Source organism: Solirubrobacter ginsenosidimutans, assembly GCF_027587205.1.
The window spans coordinates 23,293-36,085 of record NZ_JAPDOD010000071.1; the positions used below are offsets into that span (position 1 = coordinate 23,293).

12 protein-coding genes and 1 pseudogene are annotated in these 12,793 nt (G+C 71.9%); 8 read left to right on the forward strand and 5 right to left on the reverse strand.

Features of this window, described 5'->3' with window-relative positions; genetic code table 11:
* Positions 1-40: 40 nt before the first annotated feature.
* Positions 41-2,020 carry an ATP-binding protein gene (locus OM076_RS46585; RefSeq protein ID WP_270045905.1) on the forward strand — a complete coding sequence of 660 codons (1,980 nt, stop codon included), beginning with the start codon at positions 41-43 and terminating at the stop codon, positions 2,018-2,020.
* Here OM076_RS46585 and OM076_RS40545 read toward each other — a convergent pair.
* The 4 genes from OM076_RS40545 to OM076_RS40560 form a co-directional block, all read right to left on the reverse strand.
* Positions 1,947-2,333, reverse strand: coding sequence for a hypothetical protein (locus OM076_RS40545; protein ID WP_270045906.1), 387 nt, complete (start codon positions 2,331-2,333; stop codon positions 1,947-1,949). The genes OM076_RS46585 and OM076_RS40545 overlap by 74 nt on opposite strands.
* Positions 2,330-2,854 (reverse strand): hypothetical protein, encoded by a 525-nt coding sequence (locus OM076_RS40550; RefSeq protein WP_270045907.1) that lies wholly within the window; start codon positions 2,852-2,854, stop codon positions 2,330-2,332. Before OM076_RS40550 ends, OM076_RS40545 begins: the two co-directional genes overlap by 4 nt.
* Positions 2,842-4,125 (reverse strand): hypothetical protein, encoded by a 1,284-nt coding sequence (locus OM076_RS40555; RefSeq protein ID WP_270045908.1) that lies wholly within the window; start codon positions 4,123-4,125, stop codon positions 2,842-2,844. The genes OM076_RS40550 and OM076_RS40555 overlap by 13 nt, the downstream gene beginning before the upstream one ends.
* Positions 4,126-4,254: 129 nt before the next feature.
* Positions 4,255-5,673, reverse strand: a complete 1,419-nt coding sequence (locus tag OM076_RS40560; protein ID WP_270045909.1) for a methyltransferase regulatory domain-containing protein — start codon at positions 5,671-5,673, stop codon at positions 4,255-4,257.
* A 50-nt stretch (positions 5,674-5,723) separates the two neighbouring features.
* On the opposite strand from OM076_RS40560, the gene OM076_RS40565 reads away from it, so the two are divergent.
* The 6 genes from OM076_RS40565 to OM076_RS40590 all read left to right on the forward strand — a co-directional run bounded on the left by OM076_RS40565 (position 5,724) and on the right by OM076_RS40590 (position 9,624).
* Positions 5,724-6,575, forward strand: a complete 852-nt coding sequence (locus tag OM076_RS40565) for a Pvc16 family protein (protein WP_270045910.1) — start codon at positions 5,724-5,726, stop codon at positions 6,573-6,575.
* 135 nt (positions 6,576-6,710) lie between these two features.
* Positions 6,711-7,016, forward strand: a complete 306-nt coding sequence (locus OM076_RS40570) for a response regulator (protein WP_270045911.1) — start codon at positions 6,711-6,713, stop codon at positions 7,014-7,016.
* A 9-nt stretch (positions 7,017-7,025) separates the two neighbouring features.
* A complete protein-coding gene (locus OM076_RS40575; protein ID WP_270045912.1) occupies positions 7,026-8,585 on the forward strand; it encodes a phage tail sheath family protein in 1,560 nt (519 codons plus the stop codon).
* A gap of 84 nt (positions 8,586-8,669) precedes the next feature.
* The gene (locus tag OM076_RS40580) at positions 8,670-9,071 is read left to right on the forward strand and encodes a phage tail protein (RefSeq protein WP_372518135.1); all 402 of its coding nucleotides are present in this window, start codon (positions 8,670-8,672) and stop codon (positions 9,069-9,071) included.
* A gap of 5 nt (positions 9,072-9,076) precedes the next feature.
* Positions 9,077-9,451: a hypothetical protein gene (locus OM076_RS40585; RefSeq protein ID WP_270045914.1), complete on the forward strand. Its 375-nt coding sequence runs from the start codon at positions 9,077-9,079 to the stop codon at positions 9,449-9,451.
* Positions 9,448-9,624: a hypothetical protein gene (locus OM076_RS40590; RefSeq protein WP_270045915.1), complete on the forward strand. Its 177-nt coding sequence runs from the start codon at positions 9,448-9,450 to the stop codon at positions 9,622-9,624. The genes OM076_RS40585 and OM076_RS40590 overlap by 4 nt, the downstream gene beginning before the upstream one ends.
* Before the next feature lie 86 nt (positions 9,625-9,710).
* On the opposite strand, the gene OM076_RS40595 is transcribed toward OM076_RS40590, so the two are convergent.
* Entirely contained in the window at positions 9,711-10,991 is a 1,281-nt protein-coding gene (locus OM076_RS40595) for a hypothetical protein (protein ID WP_270045916.1), read from the reverse strand.
* Between OM076_RS40595 and OM076_RS40600 the strand changes: the two are divergent.
* A pseudogene (locus OM076_RS40600) lies at positions 10,960-12,793 on the forward strand (hypothetical protein); the annotation flags it as partial. The gene OM076_RS40595 and the pseudogene OM076_RS40600 overlap by 32 nt on opposite strands.

Here is a 12,793-nt window from a genome sequence, read left to right on the forward strand (position 1 = left end):
ATCTGGCCAGCGATCCGCCGTAGTCGCGGCACCGCGCACCGTGGCTGAAATCAGCTTCGGCTTCATCGACCGCCGCGTCATGGCGGCGGTCGAGCGGGTCGCCGGGTCAGATCCCGATCCGGGCGACCCGTTCCGCGGCCTGTACATCTCCGACGAGGTCGCGCTCCGGCTCACCCAGGGCGACAGCGTCTCCGACGCCGACGCGCGCCTGAACCACGTCGTCGCCCAGCTCGGGCTGGACCTGCTCGAGGCCGCGGTGCTCGCGGTCTGCGCGGCGACGGAGCTCAACCCGCGCTACGGGCGCCTGTACGCCTACCTGCAGGACGACGTCACGCGCAAGCTGCCGAGCCCGCGGCTCGTCGGCCAGCTGCTCGAGGGCGAAGGCCTCTCGCCCGCCGACGTGATGGGCGCCTTCGACACCACCGGGCGTCTGCGGCACCTGGGCGCGCTGAAGCTGCTCGGCGACGCGCAGACGCCGCTCGCGGAGCGGCCGGTCAAGGTCGCCGACCGGCTCGCCGCGGTCCTGCTCGGCGGGCGGATGGACGAGTCGCCCTCCCCCACCCGCCTGCGCATGGTCAATCACCCCGTGCACGACCCCGGCCGCACGCAGGCGGTGGAGACGATGGCTGCGCTGCTCGCGCGCCCCAGCACGCTGCCGGTCGTGCTCGCCGGCCCGGACGCCGACACGCTGATCGCCAAGGCCTACGGCCGCCAGCTCGTCGCCGTGCACGTCAAGGATCTTTCAGACCGCGACGTGATGGCCGAGGCCGCGCTCGTCTCCGCGCTGGAGGACCGGCCGGTGATCTTCGAGGGCCTCGAGGACATCGAGCCCGCCGACCGCGGGCGCCTGCTGCGGGTGATCGAGACGCGGCCTGAGCGCACGATCCTCGCCGCCCCCACCCGCACCGCCGCGCTCGCGCTGGGCGAGCGCACGGTCCTGCTGGTCGAGGCGCCCAGCCCGAGCTTCGCCGAGCGCACGCAGGCGTGGGCCGACCTCACGGGCACGGCCGAGACCGCCGACGTCGCCGCCAAGTTCCGCCTCTCGATGACGCAGATCGTCGAGGCGTCCGAGGTGGCGCGGCTCTCCGCGACCGCGCGCGGCGCGGACACGCCCGAGCCCGCCGACCTCGACCTCGGCGCCCGCCAGGCGTCCTCGAGCCGGCTCGGCGAGCTCGCCGCCCGCCTCCCGCCGGGCTTCAAGTGGGAGGACCTCGTGGTCCCCGAGCGCCAGAAGGAGCTGCTGCAGTCGATCAGCGCCTATCTGCGCCACCGCGACCGGGTCCTGAGTGACTGGGGCTACGAGAAGACCGTCGCGCGCACCCAGGGCCTGAAGGTCCTGTTCGCGGGCGAGTCGGGCACCGGCAAGACAATGGCCGCGCAGGTGATGGCCGCCGAGCTCGGGCTGGAGATCTTCCGCGTCGACCTCGCCACGACGGTGAGCAAGTACATCGGTGAGACCGAGAAGAACCTGGACCGGATCTTCGGCGCCGCCGAGGGCTCCAACGCGATCCTCTTCTTCGACGAGGCCGACGCGCTCTTCGGCAAGCGCTCCGAGGTCGGCGACAGCCACGACCGCTACGCCAACATCGAGGTCGCGTACCTGCTGCAGAAGATGGAGGGTTACCCGGGCGCGGTGATCCTGGCGACGAACTTCCGCCGCAACATCGACGACGCGTTCGTGCGCCGCCTGGACTTCGTGATCGACTTCCCGTTCCCCGAGCCCGAGGACCGCAAGCGGATCTGGGAGCGCGTGCTCCCGGACGAGGCGCCGCGCGCCGATGACGTCGACCTCGATTTCCTCAGCGAGAAGTTCAAGCTCTCCGGCGGCGCGATCCGCAACTGCTCACTCGCCGCCGCCTTCCAGGCCGCCGACGACGACACCGGCGCGATCTCGATGCGTCACCTTGTGCGCGCCGTCGCCCAGGAGTACGGCAAGCAGGGCCGGCTCACGCTCGAAGCGGACTTCGAGCGCTTCCACGACGTGATCCGCGTCGGCGGCGGGCGCTCGAACGGCCACTGAAGGTCAGGGCGGTGGCCGCCGCGCCGCCCACCACCGCGAGCAGGCTGAGCAGCGTCACGAGGTCGGCCTGCGGCTGCGCGGCGATCAGCAGCAGCGCGCCGAGCGCCGCGCCCCCGATCGCTCCCGCGGGCGTCCCGAACCACCCGCCGGCCAACCCGCCCGCGGCGCCCGCCGCAAACGCGCCCACGAGGCCGACCGCGACGAACGCGCTCGTCCCCCAATCGTCCGGGAGCGCCCGCCCGAGCAGCACGGCGAGCACCACGCCGGCGAGCGTGAAGCCGAGCAGGCTGCCGATGACGCCGCGCGCGGTCACTTGAGCCGGATCGTGTCGAGAACCTCGTTCAAGCGCACGCGATCGAAGTCCGCTTGCGGGGCGCGCATGAGGAAGTCCAGCTGCGCGTTGTCCTTGGTGCGCACGAGCAGGTCGATCGTCTTGACCGGCGTCGTCCCCGCGCCGGTCTTCTCGATGTAGTCGGCCTCGATCACGCGCGCCTGCTCGGCGCCGTCGAGGTCGAACTTCGCGTCGCGCGTGATCTTGTAGTTGCCGCGGCGCAGCGTCTGGTCGGACTTGAAGGCGTCGATCGAGACCGGGAACGGGGGCGGCTTGACGTCGCGCGCGACGGCCGCCTGCGGCGCCAGCCCGCCGGTGCCCTTCGGCCCCTGCGCCAGGCGGCTGCCGTTGACCTCGCTCACTTCCCACGCCGACGGGTACGCGAGCGTCCAGCCGTCGCCGCTCAGCGTCTTGAAACCGTCCGGCGCGGACGCCGATTCGGCGCCGCCGCAACCCGCGAGCACGAGCGCGAGGATCATCGCCAGCCGCTTCACTTGACGCACACCTGCGAGGGGACGAAGCCCTGGCCCGGGACGTAGTCCATCGCGCCCGTCAGGTCGGAGTTGTTGGCGTCGAAGGTCACGCCGCCGCCACCCACGCCGAGGTCGACCTTGGCGCCGGCCTGGCTGGAGCTGGTGTCGTAGGTGCGCACTTGCGCCTTGGCGTTCTGCAGGACTGCCTCCTTGAGCTGCGCCGCCGCGGCTGCCGTGTCCGCGGGGCCTCCGGTGACCGGGTTGATACCCCGCAGCAGGCCGAGCGTAGCGTTCTGGATGTCGGGGTTGTCCAGCGGCAGATCGAGCTGGATCTGGATCTTCTGGCCGTCGCCCTGGTTGGCCTTGATGTCGAGCCCTTGCACCGCGCCGAGCGCCGTCTGCAGGTCCTTGTACTTGCCCTGCAGCTGCAGCTTGCCCTCGTAGGACCCGCTGACGGTGACCGTCAGCGCCTTCGGCTTGCCGTCGGACGTGAACGTCACCGCGAGCGTCTCGTCGCCGGCCAGGGCGCCGCCGACGCCCTCGCCCACGAGCAGGCCGCCCTCGCCCTTGAGCTTGCCGTCGATCTTGTAATAGGCGGTGATGTCGCCGGAGTTGGGCTTGCCGTGCGTGAGGTTCTTGCGGATGCCCAGGGCCTGGCCGAGGTCGATCGAGCCGCTGGCGTAGCCGCCGGGCGAGTCGACGCCGATCGAGGCGTTGCCGCCGCCGGTCAGCTCGTACGCGATCGATTCCACGGGCGGCACGTCGATGTCGACCTTCTTGCCGAGGATCCGCGAGCCGATCGGGCCGGCCGCGATCGCGATCGCCGAGTCGGTGACCTGCTGCTCGAACTTGTCCGCCGCCTTCGCGCTGGGCAGGACGAACGTCACCTGCGGCGTCTGGCCGGCCTTGACCGTGCCGTCGATCTCCGCGCCCATCTTGAGCTCCTTCGCCAGCGGCGGGCCGATGCCGCCGCTCGTGGGCAGCTTGACCGTGATCGCCACCTGGCCGTTGGCGCGCAACTGGCGGACGTACTCGACGCCGCCCTCGAGCTTGACCTTGAAGAAGCGGACGTTGAACTCGCCGTTGAGCGTGACCTTGTCGCTCGATTCATTGACGACGCACTCCGAGAGCACCGGCGGCTTGGCCGAGCAGTCCTTGCCGATGATCCGGCAGATCGCCTGCTGGACGTTGTCGGCGATCTGGGTGTTGATCCCGGTCGCGAACAGCGCGAGGCAGATCGCCGAGATGACGAGCAGGATGCCCATCCAGTCCGCCGTCGTCTGTCCCCGCTGCCCGCGCATTCGCACGCCGTCAAGGTCGCGCGCAGCCGGGGATCGCACATGAGGCGCGACGCCTCACTTTCGCCTGGGACCGGTCCTAGGACCCGTGAGGGAATAAACGGGCCCTGAGGACCGTCTTGGCGTGTGGTGTCACGCCAGCAGGAGAAACAGCCTCGCGAGCTCGCGCAGGTTGTTGTCGAGGTCGCTCTCGGAGAGCTCCAGGCCGGTGCGGGTGCGCAGCTCGGCGCGGATCGCGGCACGGTCGCGGGTGCCGTCCAGCAGCGTGACCAGCAGGCGGGCGGCGGGCTCCTCCATGCGGATCGTCGTGTAAGCGAGCGAGGTGAGCTCCTCCTCCGCGCCCGCGGCCTGCCAGCGGGCGAGCGGCGAGGCGATCGGGCGATCGGCCGGCTCCATGGCACCCACCAGGGCGCCCGCGTGCGGCAGCAGCCGCTCACGCCGGAAGCCGTCCAGCAGCGCCCGGGACAGGTCGCCCGCGTCGGCGCCGAGGCGCTCGCGCAGCGTGGCGAAGTCCAGCGTGCGGCCGGCGAGCGGCGCGAGCTCGGCGTACGCGTCCGCGAGCAGACCCACCTCGAGCGGCTCGGCGTTGGGCAGCACGGCCCAGTGCAACCGCTCCGCGAGCTCGGGCAGGGGCTCCACACCGGCGGGAGCGTCGGCCTCATGACACAGGACGCTCTGGCGGAAGTGGCGTGCGGTCAGCAGGTCGGTGTAGTTCTCGAACGCGATCCGGTCGCCGCCGGCCAGCTGCCACAGCTCCGGCTCGACCTCGGACGGCAGCATCTCGGTGCGCAGCCCGTACAGGTCGGCCTCGCCGACGTACCCCAGCTCGTGACGCGCGGCGTGCGCGGCGAATTCCGCGAACCAGATGCACGAGAAATGCTCGCTGAGGTCGTCGTGCACGAGCCGGTACAGCGGCGCGTCGGACAGCGGCGGGACCTCGCGGTGGAGCAGCGCGCCGTAGGTGTCGGCGGTACTCACCCGGTGCTTGGCGAGGAACGTGTAGAGCTCGCGTGCCTTCTCCGCCTGGGCGGCGGGATCGCCGGGCGCGACATCGCGCGCGTGCCACAGGCCGCTGTCGCGCAGCATGCGGCGGAAGTAGCCGCCCGGCTCGGCGTTGTAGGAGACGTACGCGACGCCGCGCGGCGCCAGGAACGAGCGGATCGTCGCCAGCAGCGCATCCTGCGCGTCCGGCGGGACCCAGCTGTAGACGCCGTGGGCGACGATGAAGTCGAACTCGCCGAGGCCGGCGATGTCACGCACGTCGCCGTGCATCAGCTCGACGTTGGTCAACCCGATCTCGGCGATCGCACGCTGGCCGTCGGCGATCGGGAGCGCGGCGAGATCGACCCCCAGCGCGCGGATGCCCGGGGTCGCCGCGGCCATCGCCATCAGGTTGCCGCCGGCACCGCAGCCGATCTCCAAGACGCGCGCTGTGAAAGGGTCAGGGGGATGCAGCCCGTACAAAACCGCGACGGTCGCCAGACGGTCTGGATGCGTCTGCCCATACGGGAAATTGGAGTATCGGACGGCGTCGTAAGCGAAGTCAGGCATCGGTCCTGCATTTTTCACACCAAGCTCGCACAGGACAGTAGGGTCGGCCCGTGCTGACCGTCGAAGTGCCGCTCAACACGATGCTCGCGGACCTCGACGAGACCCTTCGGGGTCTGCTCAAGGACGAGCTCGAACGCCATGGTTTCGAAGGTGTCGACATCGCGTTCGACGCTCCCGCGCGCGAGTGGTCCGGCCAGCTGTCCAAACCGACCGTGAACATGTTCCTCTACGACCTGCGCGAGTCCGAGACGATGCGCACGAGCGAGTGGTCGCGGATGACCACGGACGGCCGCACGTTCGAAGGCCGCCCGCCGATGATCATGGAGTGCTCCTACGCCGTCACGGCGTGGACGCAGGCCGTGGAGGACGAGCACCGGCTCCTCTCCCAGGTCCTCGCGATCTTCAACGCCTACCCGGAACTGCCGCAGGCCGCGCTCAACGGCCGCCTCGCCAACGGCTCCCAGGCGGGCCCGATCAAGGCCCGCATCGGCCAGGGCAAGGGCGAGAAGTCCGACTTCTGGAGCGCGATCGGCGGGCAGTACAAGGTCTCACTCGACTATGTGGTGCGACTCTCGGTCGACTCGGGCGCCAAGCTCGAGCGCGGCCCGGAAGTCCGCACACAGACCGTGCGCACCCGCCTCGCCGACGGGCCCGCACGCGCGGTCATCGAGATGCACCGCTCCGTCGGTCGCGTCTCCAACAAGAAGGGCGAGCCGCTCGCCAACGTCTGGATCACGCTTCCTGACGTCGGCACCTGGACGGCGAGCTCCGCCGACGGGCGGTTCCGCTTCGATCGCCTGCCCCCCGGCCGCCACCGCCTGCTCGCACGCACGGCGGACGGCAAGGAGGCCGACGCGCATCTTGAAGTCCCGGGAGCCGGGGTCGACCTGGTGATGGGATGAGTCGCGGGGTCTGCCCAAAAGGCTGCCTCGCGGACTCTGGCCGCAAGGACCGCGGACCGGAAAGGTTGGGACATGGCAAGTGAGCCCCGTCCCACCGTCCTGCTCGGAAATCTCGGACCGATCATGCGTCTCGGCATGAAGCGCGTCCTGATGGAGCAGGGCTGCGAAGTGGTCGGTCAGGAGGACCGGCCCAGCGCCATCGTCGGGGCCGCGCATCGGCTGCGCCCCGACATCGTGGTGCTCGATCTCGACAACGGTTCTTCGTACGAGCTCGCCCAACTCGTACGAGGCGCGTCTCCCGAGACCACCGTCGTGCTCTGGGCCAGGGAGGAGGACCTCATGGAGGTCCTCGAGCCGGTCAAGAGCACATCGCGCCTTGTCTCCGCCCCCATCGTGGAGCGGCTTCGAGGCGAACTGAGCGGCCAGCACGTCCACGAGTGAAGGAGTGAAATGCCCACGTACCTGACTCCCGGCGTTTACGTCGAGGAGGTTCCGTCCGCGAACAAGCCGATCGAGGGCGTGAGCACGTCGATCGCTGCGTTCGTGGGCTTGGCGCCGGGCGGCCCGGTCAATACGCCGATGCGGATCTCGAACTGGACCCAGTTCTCCAAGATCTACGGCGACCCGAACGAGCCGGACAACGGGCCGTTCATGGAGGGCGCGTACCTCGCGCACTCCGTTTATGGCTTCTTCCAGAACGGCGGAAACCTGTGCTGGGTCGTCCGCGTAGGCGATGACGGCGGCTCCAACGGCGCCGGCGCCGCGGCTCGCGCCGCGCTTCCGGCCGCCGCCGACGCCTCTGTGGAGACCTACGGCGCCGTCGCCCTGGGCGCCGGCGAGACCGAGGTCGAGATCGCCGAGGAGCCCACCGCGGGCGAAGGCGCCGACAAGACGTACACGGTCCGCGTGTCCTCGGGCTCCGACAAGGAGGAGTTCACGGGGCTGTCGACCAAGAAGGGTCGCAACAACCTCGCGACCAAGGTCAACGCGCAGTCGAAGTTGATCAAGATCGAGGAGACCGGCGCGGCTCTGCCCGAGGCGCAGCGCGCCCCGGCGACGGGCACGTTCAAGCTGTCGGCCCCGTCGATCGACCCGTCCAAGGTCAAGCCCACGCACTTCGAGGGCGACGTCGCCCGCCGTAAGGGCATGGGTGGCCTCGCCGCCGTCGACGAGATCACGATGGTCGTGATGCCCGACATCATGACCCTGGCGACCGACAACGGCGACGACGTCCAGATCCGCGATCTCCAGGGCAAGATGATCGCCCATTGCGAGATGGCCGGCGACCGCATGGCGATCCTCGATTGCCCGCCGGACATGCTCCCGCAGGAGATCCTCGAGTGGCGGATGAACACCGCCGGCTACGACTCGAAGTTCGCGGCGCTGTACTACCCGTGGATCGAGGTCCAGGATCCGCTGACCAACCAGCCGATGATGGTCCCGCCGTCCGGCCACGTGGCCGGCCTGTGGTGCCGCACGGACGCCACCCGCGGCGTCCACAAGGCCCCGGCCAACGAGGTCGTCCTCGGCGCCAACGGGCTCGGCTTCCAGATCACGCAGGCGGAGCAGGGCGGCCTCAACAAGGTCGGCATCAACTGCATCCGCGCGTTCCCGGGCCGCGGCATCCGCGTGTGGGGCGCCCGCACGATGTCGAGCGATCCCGAGTGGCGCTACATCAACGTCCGGAGGCTCTTCAACTTCGTCTCCGAGTCGATCATGGAGGGCACGCAGTGGAGCGTGTTCGAGCCCAACGACGAGAAGCTGTGGATCCAGCTTCGGATCGCGGCGACGAACTTCCTCACGCGCGTGTGGAGCGACGGTGCGCTGTTCGGCTCCACGCCCGCGCAGGCGTTCTACGTCAAGTGCGACTCCGAGACCAACCCGCCCGAAGTGATCGAGGCCGGCCAGGTCATCTGCGAGATCGGGATCGCGCCGGTGAAGCCGGCCGAGTTCGTGATCTTCCGGTTGAGCCAGTTCAGCGGCGGCGAAGGCTCCGCCGTCAGCGAGTAGTCGACGTCGTCTAGGTTCGAGTAGAAAGGAACGACCGGCATGCCGGCCAATGACAAGGAAGCACACGTCCCAATTTGGTTCACCTTGAAGATCGGTGGCGCTGAGTCCGCCGGGTTCTTCAAGGAGGCCACGGGCTTCGACTCCGAGAGCGAGGTCACCGAGATCAAGCGGTCCCTGCCCAACGGCAAGACCGACATGATCAAGGCGATGGGCAACACCAAGTGGGGCGACATCGAGCTCAAGCGCGGCGTCGACCAGGACAAGACGCTCTGGAACTGGCGCAAGATGATCGTCGACGGGCAGCTCAAGGAAGCCCGTAAGGACTGCACGGTCACGATGCTCGACTACATGGGCTCGCCCGTCGTCACGTACTCGATCATCAACGCCTGGCCGAAGAAGTACACGGGCGTCGGCCTCAAGGCCGACTCGAACGAAGTGGCCGTGGAGGGCATCACGCTCTGCCACGAGGGCTTCGAGATCCAGTAGCCGTTTTGAAGTCGGAGTACGCCTTCACCCTTCCGCGCGGTCTCGTCGACAGCGCCGGCACCGTGCACCGCGAGGGCACGATGCGGCTGGCGACGGCCCGGGACGAGATCGAGCCGCTGCGCTCCGTGGAGGTACGCCAGAACGAGGCGTACCTCTCGGTCCTGCTGCTGGCCCGGACCGTGACGCGGATCGGGGAGTTCACCGAGATCACCCCCGAGTTGGTGGAAGGTCTGTACGCCGCCGATTTCGACCACCTCCAGCGCCTCTACGAGCGGATCAACTCCGACGGCGAGGCGGTGGGGGTGGTGTCCTGCCCAGTGTGTTCGGAGCAATTCGAAGTGGACCTCACCGAAATAGAGGACGGGCGCCTGGGGGAATGATGCGGCCGTCTCCCGAGGAGCTCCTCGGGGAGACGGCCCGCCTTGCCTATCACCTGCACTGGCCGCTCGAGACCATCCTCGACCTCGAGCACGCCGACCGCCGACGGTTCCTGCGCGACGCGGAATCCCTCGCCGTCGCGTCCGGGAAATTCGAGTACCTGATCGAGGAATAGTCCTTCATGGCCGACGACACTCCACCCTCCTCCCGCCCTCCCATCCGCATGGGCATGCGCGTGGTCGCGCGCCACAGCGCGGGTCGCTATGGCGGGCGTGCGCTGGCGCGCGAGGTGGCGGATTCGCGGCGGCCGAAGCTGCTGGACGCGGCGACGCGGCTCTCGCGCTCGCCCGCGCCCCCGGCGCCCCCGGCGCCTCCCTCCGCGTCCTCGGCGCCAGCGCCACAGACCGTCGCCGCGCCCGCCCCTGCTGACGCCGGCGGTTTCCAGCGCCCCGACTGGGCGCCGCCGGACATGAGCGACTTCGCCGCCGAGTGGATGTTCGGCAACCCGAGCTCCGCCGGCTCCGACCTCGTCTCGATGGCGCAGGCCGAGAAGATGCCGGAGCCGTCGAAGGAGCAGAAGCTCGCGCGCTTCATCGCCCGCGGCGGGCTGGAGCGCTCGCGCGGCGCCCGCATCGTCGAAGGCGCCGGTACCGGCATACCGATCTCCTCGGAGGAACTGGGGATCTCGCGCACCGAGGACCCCACCGCCGAACCCGCGCCTGAGGAGCCGTCGACACCGCGACGCCTGTCGGCGCGCCCGCCGGGTGAAGTGCCCGCGTCCGTCGCCCGCACCCCCGCGGAGCCGTCTGTGCCGTCGCCGGAGCCCCCGGCCGCGCGCCGGCTGTCCGCGCGCCCGCCGTCGGTGTCGGGCACGAGCACGCCGTCGGTCGCGCGCACGCCGGCCGAGGCGCCGGCGGACGTCGCCGCGTCGTCAACGACTTCGAGCGCCGCGCCGACCTCGTCGCGGACGTCCATCGCCCGGACACCGGCGCCGGCCGCCGAGCCTCCGGCCTCGTCCAGCCCGAGCATCGCGCGGACCCCGGCACCGGCAGCGGACACCCCGTCGTCGTCGCCGGCCGCCGAGCCCTCGTCGTCGACGCCGAGCGTCGCGCCATCCTCTGGGTCGAGCGCGAGCGTCGCGCGCACGCCGGCGCCGGCCGCCGACGCCCCGCCGTCCTCGTCGAGCGCGAGCATCGCGCGCACCCCGGAACCGACCGCCGACGCCCCGTCGAGCACGAGCGTCGCGCGCACCCCAGCACCGACCGCCGAGCCCCCGAGCGTCGCGCGCACCCCGGCGCCGGCCGCCGAGACGACGCCGCCGTCGAGCCCGAGCATCGCCCGCACGCCGACCTCCGACGCCGCCGCCGCGCCGCCCTCGGACACGAGCGCAACGCCTTCCACACCAAGCTCGAGCATCGCGCGGACGTCCGCGCCGGTCGAGCCGACGCCCCGTTCGCCTTTGGACCCGCCGCCGCCGGTCAGCGACGCGCCGGAGCTCGGGTTGCCGCCGGTGGCCACCGGGCCGGTCAAGGTCTCGCGCAAGGCGGTCGCCGCCGCGCCTGCGCGGCCGGTCGTTCGCCGGGTCGCACGGTCCGCCGAACCGCCGATCATCCCCGTCGAGCCCGCCCCGCCGGAGGTGGTCGAGGCGGCACCGGTGGCCGAAGAGCCGGTCGCCGCTCCCGCGCCGGCCGAGACTCCACGCCGAGGCGTCTTCCGCCGCATCGCCGACATCTTCCGCGGCGGCGACGACGACGGGCCCGATCCCGATGGGCCGGCCTTGATCGAAGCCCCGGCCGTAGAAGCCGACGCGGCGTCGCACACCGACGCCACCCCGAGCCGGCCGGCCGAGTCCCCTACCGTGGCGCGGACCCCCGCCGGCGGCGCCGCTCGAACGGTCGCGCGCAGCGCGGCCCCCGCGCCGGACGCCGGACGGAGGGTCGCGCGGACCGCCACCACCGAGCAGGAGGCCCCGGCCCCGGTGACCGCCTTCGACGAGGTGGACACACCGGGCGGCGACTTCGCGACCGGCGCCACGCCGTCGATCGCCCGCACTGAAGCCGACGCCCCCGCAACCCCGACCGGTGACGTCTCGAGCGCCCAGCCGACGATCGCGCGGAGCGCGGCGCCGGATGCCGGCGCCCCGGACACACCGACCGTCGCCCCGACCGCCACCGGCCTGAGTGCGCCCGCTTCGCCGGCCGCCACCGGCGCCACACCGTCGGCCGCCCGGACTGCTGCCGGCGGCCCGACGAGCGCTCGGCCGACGGTCTCTCGGAGCGCGGTCCCTGCGCAGGATGCGGCGCCGACCATCGCCCGGACCACCGCCTCGGACGAGACGACCGGCGACTCCGCCACCGGCGGCCAGGCGGACCCGGCAACCGGCGCTCAGCCGACCGCCGCCCCGGATGCGACGACCGGCGACCCGGCCACGACCGGCGCGCGACCGACCGTCTCGCGGACCGCCGCCCCGGAGCCGACGACCGGCGACTCGACGGCCACGACGACCGGCGGCCAGCCGACGATCGCACGGACCGCCACGCCCGACGCGACGACCGGCGACTCGACGGCCGCGACGAGCGGCCCGGCCACGACCGGCGCGCGACCGACCGTCTCGCGGACCCCCGCCCCGGACACGACGACCGGCGACTCGACAGCCACGGCAACCGGCGGCCAGCCGACGATCGCACGAACCGCCGCGCCCGACGCGACGACGGGCGACTCGCCGACCGCCGCGGGCGGCCCGGCCACGACCGGCGCGCGACCGACCGTCTCGCGGACCGCCGCCCCGGACACGACGACCGGCGACTCGACGGCCACGGCGACCGGCGGCCAGCCGACGATCGCACGGACCGCCGCGCCGGACGCGACGACCGGCGACTCGCCGACCGCCACCGGCGGCCCGGCCACGACCGGCGCGCGTCCCACCGTCTCGCGGACCGCCGCCCCGGAGACGACGACCGGCACCCAGCCCACCATCGCGCGGACGGCCGCGCCGGGCACGACAACGGACGGCCAGCCGACCATCGCACCGACCGCGTCGCCGGATGCGACGACCGGCGACTTGACGGACCCGGCCACGGCGACCGGCGGCCAGCCGACCATCGCACGGACCGCCGCGCCCGACGCGACGACCAGCGACTTGACAGGCCCGGCGCCCGGCGGCCAGCCGACCATCGCGCGGACCGCCGCCCCGGGCACGGCGACCGGCGGCCAGCCGACCATCGCGCGGACCGCCGCGCCGGACGCGACGACCGGCGACTCGCGGACCGCCACTGGCGGCCCGGCGACCACCGGCGCGCGACCGACCGTCTCACGGACCGCCGCGCCCGACGCGACGGCCGGCG